The 19,179-nt window shown below is 72.1% G+C and carries 13 protein-coding genes and 1 pseudogene; 10 read left to right on the top strand and 4 right to left on the bottom strand.

Annotated features, from left to right (window positions below):
• Positions 1 to 15 precede the first annotated feature (15 nt).
• Positions 16 to 1,170, bottom strand: a complete 1,155-nt coding sequence (locus tag ACPXCS_RS23955) for a CAP domain-containing protein (RefSeq protein ID WP_425947755.1) — start codon at positions 1,168 to 1,170, stop codon at positions 16 to 18.
• Between the two features lie 161 nt (positions 1,171 to 1,331).
• Here ACPXCS_RS23955 and ACPXCS_RS23950 point away from each other — a divergent pair, with 161 nt between their 5' ends.
• From ACPXCS_RS23950 to ACPXCS_RS23935, 4 genes are all read left to right on the top strand, one after another.
• Entirely contained in the window at positions 1,332 to 1,613 is a 282-nt protein-coding gene (locus tag ACPXCS_RS23950; protein WP_309097680.1) for an acylphosphatase, read from the top strand.
• A 378-nt stretch (positions 1,614 to 1,991) separates the two neighbouring features.
• Entirely contained in the window at positions 1,992 to 2,195 is a 204-nt protein-coding gene (locus tag ACPXCS_RS23945) for a hypothetical protein (protein WP_003993245.1), read from the top strand.
• 212 nt (positions 2,196 to 2,407) lie between these two features.
• Complete coding sequence (smc, locus tag ACPXCS_RS23940; protein WP_425947757.1) at positions 2,408 to 6,013, top strand: chromosome segregation protein SMC; 3,606 nt, start codon at positions 2,408 to 2,410, stop codon at positions 6,011 to 6,013.
• A gap of 221 nt (positions 6,014 to 6,234) precedes the next feature.
• A complete protein-coding gene (locus ACPXCS_RS23935) occupies positions 6,235 to 7,653 on the top strand; it encodes a sugar porter family MFS transporter (RefSeq protein ID WP_425947758.1) in 1,419 nt (472 codons plus the stop codon).
• A gap of 139 nt (positions 7,654 to 7,792) precedes the next feature.
• On the opposite strand, the pseudogene ACPXCS_RS23930 reads toward ACPXCS_RS23935, so the two are convergent.
• Positions 7,793 to 7,897: pseudogene (locus ACPXCS_RS23930) on the bottom strand (LLM class flavin-dependent oxidoreductase); the annotation flags it as partial.
• A gap of 148 nt (positions 7,898 to 8,045) precedes the next feature.
• Between ACPXCS_RS23930 and ftsY the strand changes: the two are divergent.
• Positions 8,046 to 9,245 carry a signal recognition particle-docking protein FtsY gene (ftsY, locus tag ACPXCS_RS23925; protein ID WP_425947760.1) on the top strand — a complete coding sequence of 400 codons (1,200 nt, stop codon included), beginning with the start codon at positions 8,046 to 8,048 and terminating at the stop codon, positions 9,243 to 9,245.
• 110 nt (positions 9,246 to 9,355) lie between these two features.
• On the opposite strand, the gene ACPXCS_RS23920 is transcribed toward ftsY, so the two are convergent.
• Positions 9,356 to 10,021 (bottom strand): bifunctional DNA primase/polymerase, encoded by a 666-nt coding sequence (locus tag ACPXCS_RS23920; protein ID WP_425947762.1) that lies wholly within the window; start codon positions 10,019 to 10,021, stop codon positions 9,356 to 9,358.
• A gap of 445 nt (positions 10,022 to 10,466) precedes the next feature.
• Between ACPXCS_RS23920 and ACPXCS_RS23915 the strand changes: the two genes are divergently transcribed.
• The 5 genes from ACPXCS_RS23915 to ffh all read left to right on the top strand — a co-directional run bounded on the left by ACPXCS_RS23915 (position 10,467) and on the right by ffh (position 18,082).
• Complete coding sequence (locus tag ACPXCS_RS23915) at positions 10,467 to 11,966, top strand: hypothetical protein (RefSeq protein WP_425947763.1); 1,500 nt, start codon at positions 10,467 to 10,469, stop codon at positions 11,964 to 11,966.
• A gap of 333 nt (positions 11,967 to 12,299) precedes the next feature.
• Entirely contained in the window at positions 12,300 to 13,643 is a 1,344-nt protein-coding gene (locus tag ACPXCS_RS23910; RefSeq protein WP_425947765.1) for an ammonium transporter, read from the top strand.
• The gene (locus tag ACPXCS_RS23905; RefSeq protein ID WP_030231663.1) at positions 13,640 to 13,978 is read left to right on the top strand and encodes a P-II family nitrogen regulator; all 339 of its coding nucleotides are present in this window, start codon (positions 13,640 to 13,642) and stop codon (positions 13,976 to 13,978) included. The genes ACPXCS_RS23910 and ACPXCS_RS23905 overlap by 4 nt, the downstream gene beginning before the upstream one ends.
• A 28-nt stretch (positions 13,979 to 14,006) precedes the next feature.
• Positions 14,007 to 16,454, top strand: a complete 2,448-nt coding sequence (locus tag ACPXCS_RS23900; protein WP_425947766.1) for a [protein-PII] uridylyltransferase — start codon at positions 14,007 to 14,009, stop codon at positions 16,452 to 16,454.
• A gap of 83 nt (positions 16,455 to 16,537) precedes the next feature.
• The gene (ffh, locus tag ACPXCS_RS23895; RefSeq protein WP_425947768.1) at positions 16,538 to 18,082 is read left to right on the top strand and encodes a signal recognition particle protein; all 1,545 of its coding nucleotides are present in this window, start codon (positions 16,538 to 16,540) and stop codon (positions 18,080 to 18,082) included.
• Between the two features lie 97 nt (positions 18,083 to 18,179).
• On the opposite strand, the gene ACPXCS_RS23890 is transcribed toward ffh, so the two are convergent.
• Positions 18,180 to 19,034 (bottom strand): methyltransferase domain-containing protein, encoded by an 855-nt coding sequence (locus tag ACPXCS_RS23890; protein WP_425947769.1) that lies wholly within the window; start codon positions 19,032 to 19,034, stop codon positions 18,180 to 18,182.
• Positions 19,035 to 19,179 lie beyond the last annotated feature (145 nt).

The raw sequence follows: 19,179 nt of genomic DNA, 5'->3' as shown, positions 1-19,179 counted from the left end.
CTCCCGCGACGGGCGTCAGTAGCCGAAGTTCTGCGTCCACCAGGGGCCGCCGGAGCCGAGCTCGACACCGACGCCCAGCGTCTTGAAGTCGCAGTTCAGGATGTTGGCGCGGTGGCCGGGGCTGTTCATCCAGGCGTCCATCACGGCCGCGGCGTCGGCCTGGCCGCGGGCTATGTTCTCGCCGCCGAGGTTCGCTATGCCGGCCTTCTCGGCCCGGTCCCACGGCGTCCGGCCGTCCGGGTCCGTGTGGTCGAAGAAGCCCCGCGCGGCCATGTCCTCGCTGTAGCTCTGGGCCAGGTCGGACAGCGCGCTGTTGGCGGCGACCGGGCTGCAGCCCACCTTGGCCCGCTCCTCGTTCACGAGCGCGAGCACCTGCGCGGCGGCCGCGGTCTCCCCGGCGAGGGCGGCGGAGGCGCCGGGCCTCTGCGGTGCCTTGGTGGCCGTGCGGGACGGCGTGTCGTCGGGCTTCTCGCTGGGAGTGGCCGCCGGCTTCTTCTTCTCCGGCGTCTTCTCCGCGGTCTTCTCGGCCTTCTCCGGCGTCTTCGTCGGGGCGGCCGACGACTTCGAGGCGGAGGGCGAGGGCGACACGGTGCGCTGGGCGTCCCGGCTGGTGGGCGAGTCGTCGCGGCTCTCGGCGCTGCCGGAGGTGCCGCCCTGCTCGGTCGGGTAGCTCGTGGGGGTGTCGCCGGCCTGGACGTTGTCCGCGCCGCTGCCGCCGCCGATCCGGTAGTTCTCCAGGCCGGGCACCGCGCCGGTGGCGACCGCGACCGTGCCGAGCGCGACCGCGGCGGACACGCCGAGCAGGCCCGTGCGCATCGGGCGGGCGGTCTTCTTGCGGCGGCGGTGCGTGCCCGCGCGGCGGGCGCCGCCGTCGGGGGTGAAACCGTCGGAGGCGAAGCCGTGGGAAGCGAAACCGTCGGAAGCGAAACCGTCGCTCGCGAAGACGGCCGTCTCCGTGAAGCGGTCACCGGCCGCGGAGGCCTCCGCTCCGTACAGGTACGCCTCGCTCTTGGCGTAGGTGTCGGCGTATGCCTCCGGGTTCAGATAGGGCGCGATGCCCATCGTCGGGGCGTCGTCCGCGGCGGAGTACAGCGGGTCGTGGCCCTCCGCGAAGCCGTCGGCGCGGCCCGTGGCGGCGCGGCCGTCGGCGGAGCGTCGGTGGCGTCCCATGTCCTGGCCTTCCTCGTCCTGGCGGTCGACTCGTCCTCGAGATCAACACCAAACTCACTCGATCGTGTGAGTTTCATATGAGCTTCGTTGAGGGGGGACGGTACCGCATGACGCAAGTGGAGGAAGTGCCCGGAGAGAGATTGGGCGGTTAGGTTGCAGTCATGAGCGAGGATGTGCGACTGGTCGCCTGGGTGCGAGGACGCGTCCAAGGTGTGGGTTTCCGCTGGTTCACGAGGGCCAAGGCCCTGGAGATCGGCGGCCTGAGTGGTTTTGCTCTCAATTTGGGCGACGGCCGGGTCCAGGTGGTCGCCGAGGGTGCGCGCGAGGGTTGTCAAGGCCTCCTGGAGTGGCTCCGCGGCGACGACACGCCCGGACGCGTGGACGGTGTCACCGAGATCTGGGACACACCCCGGGGCGGCTACGAGGGCTTCGCCATCCGCTGATCCGGTGCCGACAGGCGGCCGCCCACCCGCCCCCACGGAGGGCCCGGGCCGCCGCCCCGGACGGAAACTCGCTGGTGATTGCCGAGAACCGCTTGCCTTGGCGGACTCCGCACGCAAGGATGATCGCCACGCCCCGAGGGCCCGCTGAAGCCGCCACGCCGCCGTTGAAGGCCGTGTGCGCCAGGGTTGCCCGCCAATACGGGGCGTGATCGTGTTGACCGTCAAACTTTTTGGTGAGACGCTGAAAGCACCCCGCGCACCTTAGCTGTTTGGCATGGCTGAACGGCAGCACAACTGAAGGCCCTGCCAAGCCGCGGGTGCGAATCCCTCACGACCCAACCGCATCGGTCGGTCACTCATTGTGGAGGACCATCCATCATGGCAAAGGCGCTTCTCGGTTACGTCGGCGGCTCCGACCCGCGACTCCTCGCCGAGATGCGACGGCTCCAGCAGCGCGTCCAGGACCTGGAATCCGAGCTCGTTCGGATCCAGGCGGAGAACGAAGCGCTGACGGCTGCCGCTTCTCACGACAGGATCATGGAGAGCGTTGACGCACACCAGGCGGAGCCTGCGCTCACCTGATCACTGCACCGCTCCACATCGGCACAGCAGTGGTCGGGAAGCCCGTAACAACCGCTGAGTTGTCAGAAGTGCAAGGGACGCCTCCGGCGTCCCTTCTTTCTTTCCCCCACGCATCCTTTCACCGTCTTTAACGTCTGGTGTGCCCTGCGCGTTCAGCGGCGAAACCGTGGGTTCATGGAGTGAGACGGACCCGGGCGGTAAAGTCCGGCGGCGTGCACCTCAAGGCCCTGACCCTCCGCGGGTTCAAGTCGTTCGCCTCGGCGACCACCCTCCGGTTCGAGCCGGGGATCACGTGCGTCGTCGGACCGAACGGCTCGGGCAAGTCCAACGTCGTCGACGCGCTCAGCTGGGTCATGGGCGAGCAGGGCGCCAAGTCGCTGCGCGGCGGCAAGATGGAGGACGTCATCTTCGCCGGCACCACCGGCCGCCCGCCCCTGGGCCGCGCCGAGGTGTCCCTGACCATCGACAACTCCGACGGGGCCCTGCCCATCGAGTACGCCGAGGTCACCATCACGCGGATCATGTTCCGCAACGGCGGCAGCGAATACCAGATCAACGGCGACACCTGCCGGCTGCTCGACATCCAGGAACTGCTCTCCGACTCCGGCATCGGCCGCGAGATGCACGTCATCGTCGGGCAGGGCCAGCTCGACTCCGTGCTGCACGCCGATCCCATGGGCCGCCGCGCCTTCATCGAGGAGGCCGCCGGAGTCCTCAAGCACCGCAAGCGCAAGGAGAAGGCGCTGCGGAAGCTGGACGCGATGCAGGCCAACCTCGCGCGCGTGCAGGACCTGACCGACGAGCTGCGCCGCCAGCTCAAGCCGCTGGGACGGCAGGCAGCGGTGGCCAGGAGGGCCGCCGTCATCCAGGCGGATCTGCGCGACGCCCGGCTGCGTCTGCTCGCCGACGACCTCGTGCGGCTGCGGGAGGCGCTGCAGGCCGAGGTCGCCGACGAGGCCGCGCTGAAGGAGCGCAAGGAGGCCGCCGAGCAGGAGCTGCGCAGGGCGCTGCAGCGCGAGGCCCAGCTGGAGGACGAGGTGCGCCGGCTCGCTCCGCGTCTCCAGCGCGCCCAGCAGACCTGGTACGAGCTCTCCCAGCTCGCCGAACGGGTGCGCGGCACGATCTCGCTCGCCGACGCCCGCGTCAAGAGCGCCACCTCCGCGCCCCCCGAGGAGCGGCGCGGCCGCGACCCCGAGGACATGGAGCGCGAGGCCGCCCGTGTCCGCGAGCAGGAGGCCGAACTGGAGGCGGCCCTGGAGGCCGCCGAGCGCGCCCTGGAGGACACGGTCGCCCACCGTGCCGAGCTGGAGCGCGAACTGGCCCAGGAGGAGCGGCGCCTGAAGGACGTCGCCCGGGCCATCGCCGACCGGCGCGAGGGCCTGGCCCGGCTCAGCGGCCAGGTCAACGCGGCCCGCTCCCGCGCGGCCTCGGCCCAGGCCGAGATCGAGCGCCTGGCCGCGGCCCGCGACGAGGCGCAGGAACGTGCCGTCACCGCGCAGGAGGAGTACGAGGCCCTCCAGGCCGAGGTCGACGGCCTCGACGCCGGCGACATCGAGCTCGCCGAGCGGCACGAGGCCGCGAAACAGCAGCTCGCCGAGGCCGAGGCCGCCCTCACGGCCGCCCGCGAGGCCGCGACGGCGGCGGAACGCCGGCGCGCCGCGACCCAGGCCCGCCACGAGGCCCTGGCCCTCGGCCTGCGCCGCAAGGACGGCACCGGCATACTGCTGGCGGCCAAGGACCGCCTGTCGGGCCTGCTCGGCCCCGCGGCGGAACTTCTGACGGTGGCTCAGGGCCACGAGGTCGCCCTGGCCGCGGCGTTCGGGGCGGCCGCGGACGCCGTCGCGGTCACGTCCCCGGCATCCGCGGCCGACGCGATCCGACTCCTGCGCAAACAGGACGGTGGCAGGGCCACGCTGCTCCTGGCGGGAGAAGACGCTCTCAGGGGCGCGGGGCCGCATCAGACGTGCGGCTGCCGCCGCGTGGGCGCGACCGGCCACGACGGTGCCGCAGACGCCCGCCACACCTACGCCGCCGACCTGGTCCGCGGCCCTGCCGACCTCATGCCCGCCGTCAGGCGGCTCCTCCACGGCATCGTCGTCGTCGGCACCCTCGAGGACGCCGAGGACCTCGTCTACGCCCATCCCCACCTCACCGCCGTGACCGCCGAGGGCGACCTTCTCGGTGCCCACTTCGCCCACGGCGGCTCCGCCGGCGCCCCCAGCCTCCTCGAAGTGCAGGCCTCGGTCGACGAGGCCGCGGCCGAACTCGAAGAGCTGGCCGTCCGCTGCGAGGAGCTGACCGAGGCCCAGCGCGCGGCCGCGCAGCGCCGCACGGAGTGCGCCGCGCTGGTCGAGGAGCTGGGGGAGCGGCGCCGGGCCGCCGACCGGGAGAAGTCGGCCGTCGCCCAGCAGCTCGGCCGGCTCGCCGGGCAGGCGCGGGGTGCGGCGGGGGAGGCCGAGCGGTCCACCGCCGCCGCGGCCCGGGCCCAGGAGGCCCTCGACCGGGCGCTGCAGGAGGTTGAGGAACTCGCCGAGCGGCTGGCCGTCGCCGAGGAGATGCCCTTCGAGGAGGAGCCCGACACCGCCGTGCGGGACCGGCTCGCCGCCGACGGGGCCAACGCGCGCCAGACCGAGATGGAGGCCCGTCTGCAGGTGCGCACGCACGAGGAGCGGGTCAAGGGACTGGCCGGCCGGGCCGACTCCCTGGACCGGGCCGCGCGGGCGGAACGCGAGGCACGCGCGCGTGCGGAGCAGCGGCGGGCCCGGCTGCGGCACGAGGCGGCCGTCGCGCAGGCCGTCGGCTCGGGTGCCCGGCAGCTGCTCGCGCACGTCGAGGTCTCGCTCGGCCGCGCCGAGGCGGAGCGCACCGCCGCCGAGACCGCCAAGGCCCGCCGTGAACAGGAGCTCGCCCGTGCCCGCACCGAGGGACGCGACCTGAAGGCCGAGCTCGACAAGTTGACGGATTCGGTCCACCGCGGCGAGGTACTCGGAGCCGAGAAGCGGCTGCGGATCGAGCAGCTGGAGACCAGGGCACTGGAGGAGCTGGGTGTCGAACCGGCCGGGCTCGTCGCGGAGTACGGTCCGCACCAGCTCGTGCCGCCCTCGCCCCCCGCCGAGGGGGAGGAGCTGCCGGAGGACCCCGAGCACCCGCGCAACCGTCCCAGGCCGTACGTCCGCTCCGAGCAGGAGAAGCGCCTCAAGGCCGCCGAGCGCGCCTACCAGCAGCTGGGCAAGGTGAACCCGCTCGCGCTGGAGGAGTTCGCGGCGCTGGAGGAACGCCACCAGTTCCTCAGCGAGCAGCTGGAGGACCTGAAGAAGACCCGTGCCGACCTGCTGCAGGTCGTCAAGGAGGTCGACGAGCGCGTCGAGCAGGTCTTCACCGAGGCCTACCGGGACACCGCCCGGGAGTTCGAGGGCGTCTTCAGCCGGCTCTTCCCCGGTGGGGAGGGGCGACTGGTGCTGACCGACCCCGACAACATGCTCACCACGGGCGTCGACGTCGAGGCCCGCCCGCCGGGCAAGAAGGTCAAGCGGCTGTCGCTGCTCTCCGGTGGGGAGCGGTCGCTGACGGCCGTCGCGCTGCTCGTGTCGATCTTCAAGGCGCGGCCCAGCCCGTTCTACGTCATGGACGAGGTCGAGGCCGCCCTCGACGACACCAACCTCCAGCGGCTCATCCGGATCATGCAGGAGCTGCAGGAGGCCTCGCAGCTGATCGTGATCACCCACCAGAAGCGCACGATGGAGGTCGCCGACGCGCTGTACGGCGTCTCCATGCAGGGCGACGGTGTGTCGAAGGTCATCTCGCAGCGCCTCCGCTAGATGGGTGTGCTCTACACCGGTCTCACCTGCGACGCTCAATGACTTCAAGTCTTGAACACATTCCCGTCACATCCCTGCCTTCAAATCACAGAGCTGAGCTATTGACTTCGAAACTTGAAGGCATAGTCTCGGCAACGTTCCTTTTACCTTCAGGTACCTTCAGGTGGACCTCGAAGGGCTGACCCCCTCCGGCAGCGTTGCCGGTGGCCCGAGGAGTACACGTGACCAGCACAGCGCAGGCACTCAAGTCAGGAGCCGGTTCGGCTCACCCCGATCATCTCGGGCACGTCATCTTCATCGCGGCCGCGGCCGCGATGGGCGGTTTCCTCTTCGGCTACGACAGCTCCGTGATCAACGGCGCCGTCGAGGCCATCCGGGACCGCTACGACGTCGGTTCCGCGGCCCTGGCCCAGGTCATCGCCATCGCCCTGATCGGCTGCGCCATCGGCGCCGCGACCGCCAGCCGCATAGCCGACCGCATCGGCCGCATCCGCTGCATGCAGATCGCCGCGGTCCTGTTCACCATCAGCGCCGTCGGCTCCGCGCTCCCCTTCGCGCTGTGGGACCTCGCCTTCTGGCGGGTCGTCGGCGGCTTCGCCATCGGCATGGCCTCCGTGATCGGCCCGGCCTACATCGCCGAGGTCGCCCCGCCCGCCTACCGCGGCCGGCTCGGCTCCTTCCAGCAGGCCGCGATCGTCATCGGCATCGCCGTGTCGCAGCTGGTCAACTGGGGTCTGCTCCACGCCGCCGACGGCGACCAGCGCGGCAAGCTGATGGGCCTGGAGGCCTGGCAGGTCATGCTCGGCGTCATGGTCGTCCCGGCCGTCCTGTACGGCCTGCTCTCCTTCGCGATCCCCGAGTCCCCGCGCTTCCTCATCTCCGTGGGCAAGCACGAGCGCGCCCGGGAGATCCTCGCCGAGGTCGAGGGCAAGGACGTCGACCTGGACGCCCGTGTCGCCGAGATCGAGGGCGCCATGAAGAGCGAGCACAGGTCGAGCTTCAAGGACCTGCTCGGCGGCAGCTTCTTCTTCAAGCCGATCGTCTGGATCGGCATCGGCCTGTCGGTCTTCCAGCAGTTCGTCGGCATCAACGTCGCGTTCTACTACTCCTCGACGCTGTGGCAGTCGGTCGGCGTCGACCCGACGGACTCGTTCTTCTACTCCTTCACCACGTCGATCATCAACATCGTCGGCACCGTCATCGCGATGATCTTCGTCGACCGGGTCGGCCGCAAGCCGCTGGCGATCATCGGCTCGATCGGCATGGTCGTCGGCCTCGCGCTGGAGGCCTGGGCGTTCTCGTACCACCTGGTCGACGGCAAGCTGCCCGCCGCGCAGGGCTGGATCGCCCTGATCGCCGCGCACATCTTCGTCCTCTTCTTCGCCCTGTCCTGGGGCGTGGTCGTCTGGGTCATGCTCGGCGAGATGTTCCCCAACCGGATCCGCGCCGCCGCCCTGGGCGTGGCCGCCGCCGCGCAGTGGATCGCCAACTGGGCCATCACCGCGAGCTTCCCGTCACTGGCCGACTGGAACCTGTCCGTGACGTACGTGATCTACACGGCGTTCGCCGCGCTCTCCATCCCGTTCGTCCTGAAGTTCGTCACCGAGACGAAGGGCAAGTCCCTGGAGGAGATGGGCTGAGCCCGTCCCGCACACTCGGGGAGAAGGGCCAAGTCCCCGCTGCCCCTCTCCCCGTAACCCGCCGCCGCCCCGGTTCGGCCACTGCCCGAGCCGGGGCGGCGGTCCGTCGTCCCACCGGACGAGGACACCTCACCCGGCCGTCGGCGTAGGCGGCCATCTCCAGGGCGGCGCGGTGGCGGATGCCGAGCTCGGCCGGGCCGGCCCCGGGCGCGACGAGGTCGAAGCGTGCGACCGTGTCGGGCAGGGCGGTGTCTCCCTTCACCGGGCGGTGTCCGGGGACGTCAGCTGACGGTGCGTCAGATATCCAGAGGTGTGGAGATCCGGCGGCACCGGCCTTTCGGGGCGGTGCGCACGGGGTGACCCGGGGGCCCATGACTGATACTGGACGCGTTATGGACATCGTCATCCTTGCTGTAGTCATCGCCGTGGTCGTGCTCGGCGCGCTCGGCGGGCTCGTCGTCGGCAGCCGGCGCAAGAAGCAGCTGCCGCCGCCCCCGCCCGCGGCGCCCGACATCACCGCCCCACCGGCCGAGCCGCACGTCGGCGACGAGGCCGAGACGCCGCGGGAGGAACCGCGGCGCACGATAGAGGAGGTGGATCTCCCGGACGGCTCGGCTCCGGTCGTCGTCGAGGAGCCGCCCGCCGAGGCTCCCGGGATCGAGATCCCGGAGCCCACCGCGGGCCGCCTGGTCCGGCTGCGGACCCGGCTCTCCCGCTCGCAGAACGCCCTCGGCAAGGGTCTGCTGACCCTGCTGTCCCGCGAGCACCTCGACGAGGACACCTGGGAGGAGATCGAGGACACGCTGCTCACCGCCGACGTCGGCGTGCAGCCCACCCAGGAACTGGTCGAGCGGCTGCGCGAGCGCGTGCGGGTGCTCGGCACCCGCACCCCCGAGGAGCTGCGCACCCTGCTCCGCGAGGAGCTCGTCACCCTGGTCGGCCGCGACATGGACCGCGCGGTCAAGACCGAGCCGGAGGACCGCAAGCCCGGCATCGTGATGGTCGTCGGCGTCAACGGCACCGGCAAGACCACCACCACCGGCAAGCTCGCCCGCGTCCTGGTCGCCGACGGCCAGAGCGTGGTGCTCGGCGCCGCGGACACCTTCCGCGCCGCCGCCGCGGACCAGCTCCAGACCTGGGGCGAGCGGGTCGGCGCCCACACCGTGCGCGGACCCGAGGGCGGCGACCCGGCCTCCGTCGCCTTCGACGCGGTCAAGGAGGGCAAGGAGATGGGCGCGAACGTCGTGCTCATCGACACCGCCGGCCGTCTGCACACCAAGACCGGCCTCATGGACGAGCTCGGCAAGGTCAAGCGGGTCGTGGAGAAGCACGCCCCGGTCGACGAGGTGCTGCTCGTCCTCGACGCCACCACCGGCCAAAACGGCCTCGTCCAGGCCCGCGTCTTCTCCGAGGTCGTGGACATCACCGGCATCGTGCTCACCAAGCTGGACGGCACGGCCAAGGGCGGCATCGTGGTCGCGGTCCAGCGGGAGCTGGGCGTCCCGGTCAAGCTCATCGGGCTCGGCGAGGGCGCGGACGACCTGGCGCCGTTCGAGCCGGAGGCGTTCGTTGACGCCCTTATCGGGGAGTGACCTTCGGCACTCGCCACGTCACGACCTGCGAAGAACCGTACCTGCGCGAGAAGCGCCCGCCCCCGAGGTGCAGTCGGGGACGGGCGCTTCGCTCTGTGCGCCGGGCGCCGCTACGCCCGTGAGCGGTGCGCCACGTACGCCAGCGTGCCCAGCACCAGGCGGGCCTCCGGAGGCCTGGAGGCGGAGTCCAGGGAGGGGGAGCGCAGCCAGCGGACCGGGCCGAGGCCGCCGCGGTCCGAGGGCGGCGCCGTGATGTGCGTGCCCGGGCCGAGGCCGCGCAGGTCCAATGCGTCCGGGTCGTCCCAGCCCATGCGGTAGAGCAGCCCGGGCAGGTCGGCGGCGGCGCCGGGGGCGACGAGGAACTGGGCGCGGCCGTCCGGGGTGGCCGTGACCGGGCCGACGGGCAGGCCCATGCGCTCCAGCCGGGCCAGGGCGCGGCGGCCGGCCGGCTCGGCGACCTCGATGACGTCGAAGGCCCGGCCGACCGGCAGCATCACCGCGGCGCCGGGGAACTCGCCCCAGGTCTCCGTCACCTCGTCGAGCGTCGCCCGGGCGGCGATCACCGGCGCGAAGTCCAGCGGATGCGCGCCCGGAGCCGGGCAGGCGCCACGGCCGCAGGAGCACGCGCCCGCCGCCGCCCGGGCGCCCGGCACGACGTCCCAGCCCCACAGGCCGGTGTACTCGGCCACGGCCGTGCCGTCCGACGTGCGGCTGCGGCGGCGCGTGCCGGACCGGATGTCGCGCATGCCCCGGCTGATGCCGATCGTGAAGCCCATACCCCCTCCAACGGGTCCGGCGGACCGGTGGTTACGCAGCGGACGCGAAACGTGACTCTCTGTTTCCGCCTTCCCGGTGGCGGTCGGCGTACTCCGCGCCGGGAAGTGCCCGGGGTGGTGTGCCCGACGGCGCGCGCCCCTGAGTGCATCGCTGCACCCGCTCCTGGTGGTGCTGTGTCAAGTCAATCGCGCGTTGCCGTACGTGAGTTCATTCGAAGGGGTGGCGAATGGTGGCGTTTACGTGTGAGCCGTGGCTGGACGGGTGATCGTAGGATTACTTTGTGTGCACGAGGCCTGGGGGCACATGCACGCGCGGGTATGCCGGAGGCAACTCGCCTTTCCGTTCGAAGGGTGACAAGGGCCGGACGGACGGCCGTACGAACCGGCATGCTGATAGGGCTTGGCGCACTCGGCGACAAGTGGTCTCAGGGATGGGGGCGTTCCAGTGAGCGGCAACGGCGGAAGCGGAACGAACGCTGCACACGCGACGCACACTGACAAGCGCCCCAACGAGCTGCTCACCTCCTGGTTCGTGCGCAGCGGCTGGTCCAAGGGCGAGCTCGCCCGCCAGGTCAACCGCAGGGCCCGCCAGCTCGGCGCCAACCACATCTCCACGGACACCTCCCGGGTGCGCCGCTGGCTCGACGGCGAGAACCCGCGCGAGCCGATCCCGAGGATCCTGTCCGAGCTGTTCTCGGAGCGTTTCGGCGTCGTCGTCTCCGTCGAGGACCTGGGGCTGCGCACCGCGCGCCAGTTGCCGTCCGCGACCGGCGTCGACCTGCCCTGGACGGGCCCGCAGACCGTGGCCCTGCTCAGCGAGTTCTCGCGCAGCGACCTGATGCTGGCGCGGCGCGGCTTCCTCGGGAGCTCGCTGGTCCTGTCTGCGGGCCCGGCCCTCATCGAGCCCATGCAGCGCTGGCTCGTGCCCGCGCCCCCCGGCCCGCGGTCCGAGTCCGAACCGGCGGCCGCCTCCGGGCGCGCCCGCGGCCGGCTCTCCAAGCCGGAGCTGGACCTCCTGGAGTCCGCGACGGTGATGTTCCGCCAGTGGGACGCCCAGTGCGGCGGCGGGCTGCGCCGCAAGGCGGTCGTCGGCCAGCTGCACGAGGTGACCGACCTGCTCCAGGAACCCCAGCCGGAGGCCACCACCCGGCGCCTGTTCAAGGTCGCCGCCGAACTCGCCGAGCTGGCCGGCTGGATGTCGTACGACATCGGGTTGCAGCCGACCGCGCAGAAGTACTTCGTCCTCGCGCTGCACGCGGCCAAGGAGGCCGGCGACCGGCCGCTCGGCTCGTACGTGCTGTCCAGCATGAGCCGTCAGATGATCCACCTCGGCCGGCCCGACGACGCGCTGGAGCTGATCCACCTCGCGCAGTACGGCAGCCGGGACTGCGCGAGCCCGCGCACCCAGTCGATGCTGTATGCGATGGAGGCCCGCGCCTACGCCAACATGGGCCAGCCCGGCAAGTGCAAGCGGGCGGTGCGGATGGCCGAGGACACCTTCGCCGAGGCCGACGAGTGGGACGAGCCGGACCCCGACTGGATCCGCTTCTTCTCCGAGGCCGAGCTCTACGGAGAGAACTCCCACTCCTACCGCGACCTGGCCTACGTCGCAGGCCGCAGCCCCACCTACGCCTCGCTGGCCGAGCCGCTGATGCGGCGGGCCGTGGAGCTGTTCGCCGAGGACGGCGAGCATCAGCGTTCGTATGCGCTGAACCTGATCGGCATGGCCACCGTGCACCTCCTGCAGCGCGAGCCGGAGCAGAGCACGGTCTTCGCCACCGAGGCCATGCGGGTCGCCAAGAAGGTCCGCTCCGAGCGCGTCAACACCCGTATCCGCAAGACCGTGGACACCGCCGTACGCGACTTCGGCGACCTCGGCGAGGTCGTCGACCTCACCGAGCGGCTCGCCGTCGAGCTGCCCGAAACCGCCGCCGAGGCGGTCTGACCGCCCGACCCCCGAACCCCGGCCGCGGCCGGCCCTCCCGAACTGCCCGACTCGGCTCCCCCAGCCAGGTCATCGGAAGGCCGGCCGCGGCCGGCCTGTGTGCCCGCACGGCGGCGGGCGCCGAAGATTGCGCCACGATAACGATCGGCGCGCCCGCCATCCGGCAGTTCATCGACGCGTAACACAGCACCCGCCTTCGTCACGGTCGCGAAACAACGAGGGGCTTCCACCGAAACCGCGCTGCGCCAATCTCGTGGCGCATAACCGGCCCACCCCCTCACTCCGCTCCAGGCTTCGCCCGCACGGGGCCGTACCAATGACGAGGAGACGCCGATGGCACCAGCCATCACCCTTGCCGCAGAAGCGCCCGAGCTGTCTGCCGCCAACACAGGGTTCATGCTCATCTGTTCCGCCTTGGTGATGCTCATGACTCCGGGCCTGGCCTTCTTCTACGGAGGCATGGTCCGCGTCAAGAGCACCCTGAACATGCTGATGATGAGCTTCATCAGCCTCGGGATCGTCACCATCCTGTGGGTGCTGTACGGCTTCTCCATGGCGTTCGGCACCGACTCCGGAAGCATCATCGGCTGGAACTCGGACTGGGTCGGCCTCGGCAACATCGGCCTGACCGAGCTGTGGGACGGCTACACCATCCCGGTGTTCGTCTTCCTGGTCTTCCAGCTGATGTTCGCGATCATCACGCCCGCCCTGATCAGCGGCGCCCTCGCGGACCGCGTGAAGTTCAGCGCCTGGGCGCTGTTCGTCGCCCTGTGGGCCACGGTCGTCTACTTCCCGGTCGCGCACTGGGTCTGGGGCGCCGGCGGCTGGGCCTTCGAGCTCGGGGTGATCGACTTCGCCGGTGGTACGGCGGTCCACATCAACGCCGGCGCCGCCGCGCTCGGCGTGATCCTGGTCATCGGCAAGCGCGTCGGTTTCAAGAAGGACCCGATGCGCCCGCACAGCCTGCCGCTGGTCATGCTCGGCGCCGGTCTGCTGTGGTTCGGCTGGTTCGGCTTCAACGCCGGCTCCTGGCTCGGCAACGACGACGGCGTGGGCGCGCTGATGTTCGTCAACACGCAGGTCGCCACCGCCGCCGCCGTCCTCGGCTGGCTCGCCTACGAGAAGATCCGCCACGGCGCCTTCACCACCCTCGGAGCCGCCTCCGGCGCGGTCGCGGGCCTGGTCGCCATCACCCCGGCCGGCGGCGCGATCTCCCCGCTCGGCGCCATCGCGGTCGGCGCCATCGCCGGCGTGCTGTGCGCCATGGCCGTCGGGCTGAAGTACAAGTTCGGCTACGACGACTCCCTCGACGTGGTCGGCGTCCACCTGGTCGGCGGCATCCTCGGCTCCCTGCTTATCGGCTTCTTCGCCACCGGCAAGGGCCAGTCCGACGTCGCGGGCCTGTTCTACGGCGGCGGCCTGGACCAGTTCTGGAAGCAGTGCGCCGGTGTCTTCGGTGTCCTCGCCTACTCCCTGGTGGCCTCCGCCATCCTCGCCTTCCTCCTCGACAAGACGATCGGGATGCGGGTCACCGAGGACGACGAGGTCGCCGGCATCGACCAGGCCGAGCACGCCGAGACCGCATACGACTTCAGCGGCGCCGGTGGCGGTGCCGCCAAGACTTCCGCCGTCGCGGCCGCCGTGGCCGGAGCGGAGAGCAAGAAGGTGGACGCATGAAGCTCATCACCGCCGTCGTGAAGCCGCACCGGCTCGACGAGATCAAGGAGGCCCTGCAGGCCTTCGGCGTACACGGCCTGACGGTCACCGAGGCCAGCGGTTACGGTCGTCAGCGGGGCCACACCGAGGTCTACCGGGGTGCCGAGTACACCGTCGACCTCGTCCCCAAGATCCGCATCGAGGTCCTGGTCGAGGACGACGACGCCGAGCAGCTGATCGACGTCGTGGTCAAGGCGGCCCGCACCGGCAAGATCGGAGACGGCAAGGTCTGGTCCATCCCGGTCGAGACGGCCGTACGGGTCCGGACCGGCGAGCGCGGCCCCGACGCGCTCTGAGGCAACACAACAGAACGGGAGTCGCCGGGTGACGGGTACGGACGTGCGCAACGAAGCAGAGGACTCGGGACCCAGCGGCTACGCGGCGGCCCGGCTGCGCCTCCTCACCGAGGAGGCGCGGTCCGGGCCGCCGCGCCGTGCGGCCCTGGCCGAACTGACCGACGAGTGGCTCGCGGGCCTGTTCACCGCGGGCGCCGAGCATCTCCGCGGCGCCTCCCTGGTCGCCGTCGGCGGATACGGGCGCGGTGAGCTGTCCCCGCGCAGCGACCTCGACCTGCTCCTGCTGCACGACGGCAGCGACCCCAAGGCGGTCGCCGCCCTCGCCGACCGGCTCTGGTACCCCGTCTGGGACCTCGGCCTCGACCTCGACCACTCCGTGCGCACCCCCGCCGAGGCCCGCAGGACCGCCGGCGAGGACCTCAAGGTCCAGCTCGGCCTGCTGGACGCCCGGCACATCGCGGGCGACCTCGGCCTGACCGCCTCCCTGCGCACCGCCGTCCTGGCCGACTGGCGCAACCAGGCGCCCAAGCGCCTGCCCGAACTGCAGGAACTGTGCGCCGAGCGCGCCGGGCGCCAGGGCGAGCTGCAGTACCTGCTGGAGCCCGACCTGAAGGAGGCCCGCGGCGGACTGCGCGACGCCACCGCGCTGCGGGCCGTCGCCGCCTCCTGGCTCGCCGACGCCCCGCGCGAGGGCCTCGCCGACGCCCGGCGCCGGCTCCTCGACGTCCGGGACGCCCTGCACCTGGCCACCGGGCGCGCGACCGACCGGCTCGCCCTCCAGGAGCAGGACCAGGTGGCCGCCGAGCTCGGCCTGCTCGACGCGGACACCCTGCTGCGGCAGGTCTACGAGGCGGCCCGGGTCGTGTCGTACGCCAGCGACGTCACCTGGCGCGAGGTGGGGCGGGTGCTGCGGTCGCGGGCCGTGCGGCCGCGGCTGCGCGCCATGCTGGGCGGCGGCAAGCCCGCCACCGAGCGCTCCCCGCTGGCCGAGGGCGTGGTCGAGCAGGACGGCGAGGTGGTGCTCGCCCGGGCCGCGCGCCCCGATCGCGATCCCGTCCTGCCGCTGCGCGCCGCTGCCGCAGCCGCACAGGCCGGCCTCCCGCTCTCCCTGCACGCCGTGCGGCGCCTGGCCGCCACCGTGCGCCCGCTGCCCGCGCCCTGGCCCGCCGAGGCACGCGAGCAGCTCGTCACCCTGCTCGGCTCGGGCCGCCCGACCGTGGAGGTCTGGGAGGCGCTGGAGGCGGAGGGGCTGATCACCCAGCTGCTGCCCGACTGGGAGCGGGTGCGCTGCCGCCCGCAGCGCAACGCCGTGCACCTGTGGACCGTCGACCGGCACCTGATCGAGACCGCCGTGCGCGCGTCCGAGTTCACCCGCCGGGTCAGCAGGCCCGACCTGCTGCTGGTCGCGGCGCTGCTGCACGACATCGGCAAGGGCTGGCCCGGCGACCACTCGGTGGCCGGCGAGATCATCGCCAAGGACGTCGCCGCCCGCATCGGCTTCGACCGGCACGACGTGACCGTCGTGGCCACCCTGGTCCGCCACCACCTGCTCCTCATCGAGACCGCCACCCGGCGCGACCTGGAGGACCCGGCCACCGTGCGGGCGGTCGCCGACGCCGTCGGCTCCCCGGGCACCCTGGAGCTGCTGCACGCGCTCACCGAGGCCGACGCCCTGGCCACCGGCCCGGCCGCCTGGTCGTCCTGGCGCGGCTCACTCGTCACCGAGCTGGTCGAACGGGTCGCGGCGGTGCTCGCCGGGGACGCTCCGGCCGACCCCGAGGACGCCGCGCCCACCGCCGAGCAGGAGCGGCTCGCCCTGGAGGCGGCCGCGACGGGCAGCCCGGTCCTCGCCCTGCGGGCCCAGACCGAGCCGCCCGCCGGGCAGGAGCCGTCCGGCGACCCCGAGCCGCTGGGCGTGGAGCTGCTCATCGCCGTCCCGGACCAGCCGGGCGTGCTGCCCGCGGTGGCCGGAGTCCTCGCCATGCACCGGCTGACCGTACGGACCGCGGAGCTGCGGTCGCTGACCCTGCCCGACGGCGTCGACGGGTCCGTGCTGCTGCTGGACTGGCGGGTCGCCGCCGAGTACGGCTCGCTGCCGCAGGCCGCCCGGCTGCGCGCGGACCTGGTGAGGGCCCTGGACGGCTCCCTGGACATCGCCGGCCGCCTCGCCGAACGGGACGCGGCCTATCCGCGCCGCCGGGGCGTGGTCGCGCCCCCGCCGCGGGTCTCGGTCCACCCGGCCGCCTCCCGGCTGGCCACGGTCATCGAGGTCCGCTCCCAGGACGCCCCGGGCCTGCTGTTCCGCATCGGCCGCGCCCTGGAGGACGCCGGCGTGCGGGTGCGCAGCGCCCATGTCTCGACGCTCGGCGCCAACGCCGTCGACGCCTTCTACGTGACGGGTGCGCAGGGCGCTCCGCTGCCCGGTGACGAGGCCGAGTCGGTGGCGCGGAAGCTGGAGGAGACACTGCGGGGGTGAGGCCGACCCGGCGACTTGTCACGCCGGGATACCCTGGAGGGCGATTCCCCAGTCTGTCTCCGACCCCGAGGACCGCGAGCGCCGTGTTCGATACTCTTTCCGATCGCCTCTCAGCGACCTTCAAGAACCTGCGCGGCAAGGGACGGCTCTCCGAGGCGGACATCGACGCCACGGCGCGCGAGATCCGCATCGCGCTGCTCGAGGCGGACGTGGCGCTCCCGGTCGTCCGGACGTTCATCAAGAACGTCAAGGAGCGTGCCCTCGGTGCCGAGGTCTCCCGCGCGCTGAACCCGGCCCAGCAGGTCCTCAAGATCGTCAACGAGGAACTGGTCACGATCCTCGGCGGCGAGACGCGGCGCCTGCGCTTCGCCAAGCAGCCGCCCACCGTGATCATGCTGGCGGGTCTGCAGGGTGCCGGTAAGACCACCCTGGCGGGCAAGCTCGGCCGCTGGCTCAAGGAGCAGGGCCACTCGCCGCTGCTCGTCGCCTGCGACCTCCAGCGCCCCAACGCCGTGAACCAGCTCAGCGTGGTCGCCGAGCGCGCCGGGGTCGCGGTCTACGCCCCGGAGCCGGGCAACGGCGTGGGCGACCCGGTCAAGGTCGCCCGGGACTCCATCGACTTCGCCAAGTCCAAGGTCCACGACATCGTGATCGTGGACACCGCCGGCCGTCTCGGCATCGACCAGGAGATGATGCAGCAGGCCGCGGACATCCGCGACGCCGTCTCCCCGGACGAGATCCTGTTCGTCGTCGACGCGATGATCGGCCAGGACGCGGTCAACACCGCCGAGGCCTTCCGCGACGGCGTCGGCTTCGACGGCGTGGTGCTCTCCAAGCTCGACGGCGACGCCCGCGGTGGCGCGGCCCTGTCGATCCGGCAGATCACCGGCAAGCCGATCATGTTCGCCTCCAACGGCGAGAAGCTCGACGACTTCGACGCCTTCCACCCGGACCGGATGGCCTCCCGCATCCTCGACATGGGTGACCTGCTCACCCTGATCGAGCAGGCGGAGAAGACGTTCAGCCAGGAAGAGGCCGAGAAGATGGCCTCCAAGCTGGCGTCGAAGAAGGGCCAGGACTTCACCCTGGACGACTTCCTGGCCCAGATGGAGCAGGTCCGCAAGATGGGCTCCATCTCCAAGCTGCTCGGCATGCTGCCGGGCATGGGCCAGATGAAGGACCAGATCCAGAACCTGGACGAGCGGGACGTCGACCGCACGGCGGCCATCATCAAGTCGATGACCCCGGGCGAGCGCCAGGACCCGACGATCATCAACGGCTCGCGCCGCGCCCGTATCGCCCGGGGTTCCGGTGTCGAGGTCAGCGCGGTGAAGAACCTGGTCGAGCGGTTCTTCGAGGCCCGCAAGATGATGTCCCGGATGGCTCAGGGCGGCATGCCGGGGATGCCCGGGATGCCGGGCATGGGCGGTGGCCCCGGCCGGGCGAAGAAGAAGCAGAAGCAGGCCAAGGGCAAGCAGCGCTCCGGCAACCCGATGAAGCGCAAGCAGCAGGAGCAGGAGGCCGCCGCCCGCCGCGCGGCCGCCGCCGAGGGCGGCGGCGCCTTCGGCCTGCCCCAGCAGGGCAAGGACTTCGAACTCCCCGACGAGTTCAAGAAGTTCATGGGCTGACGGCCCACGGGCCGGTGGGCTGACGGCCCGTGACGTACGACGCCGAGGGCGCCCCCGCACGCGGGGGCGCCCTCTCGGTCGTATCAGGCGCCGCGCGTCACGGCGTCCTGGCGATGAGGTACCGGAACACGTTCGGCATCCACACCGTGCCGTCCTGGCGCTGGTGCGGATGCAGGGCCTCGGTCAGCTCCTTGTCGACCTGCACCTGGTCCGTCGCCCGCATCGCCGCGTCGAACAGCCCCGTCGACTTCAGACCGCGCACCGCGCTGTCCACGTCGGCGTAGCCGAAGGGGCAGGCCACCCGGCCCGATCCGTCCGGCCGGAGCCCGGCCCGCTGGGCGACCTCCTCCAGGTCGTCGCGGAGGGCGGGGCGCCAGCTGCCCGAGGTGCGCAGCGGCTCCGCCAGCTTCGTGGCGACCCGCAGCACGGACGCCGTGGCGCACCGCTCCGGCGGGCCCCAGCCGGCCAGCACCACGGCCGCTCCGCGCTCCGCGAGCGGTGCCGCCTCCGCGAGCTGTCCGCCCAGCCCCTCCGAGTCGCCCGCGAGGCACCCGATCGGCTCGAAGGCCGTCACCAGGGTGTAGCCGGGAACGCCCGGCCGGGCGGTGTCCCCGGGCGAGCCGTCCACCACCCGGGTGTCCGGACGCCCACCGGCGCCGGGCGCCCCGGGCAGCAGCCGCTCCCGCGCGAGGGCCACTCTTTCGGGGGAAGCATCGACACCGGTGACCGCCGCTCCCCGGGCGGCGGCCATCAGCAGGGCGAGTCCGGAACCGCAGCCGAGGCCGAGCAGCCGCGTGGCGGGACCCACGTCCAGTCGCTCGTAGACGGCCTCGTAGAGCGGTACGAGCATCCGCTCCTGGATCTCGGACCAGTCACGCGCGCGTGCACGCTGGTCCACGCGGGGTGCAGCCCCCGTGTGAGGCAGGTGCTGCCGCACGAGCGTAGGTGTCATAAGTAAGCGCCCCAATCCGCCGAGAGTTGCCTCTTGCCGCTTCCATGGCCCCCGTGACAGTGCGCTCGCACTACCCCCGTATGCCAGGAAACTCCCCCCTCGACCCGTCGTCCAGTGGAATGCGGCAGGGCTTGTGAGATGTCAT

It is taken from the genome of Streptomyces sp. DT190 (assembly GCF_049846985.1).
Taxonomy (GTDB): domain Bacteria; phylum Actinomycetota; class Actinomycetes; order Streptomycetales; family Streptomycetaceae; genus Streptomyces.
This window is presented reverse-complemented; position numbering and strand designations above follow the sequence as displayed.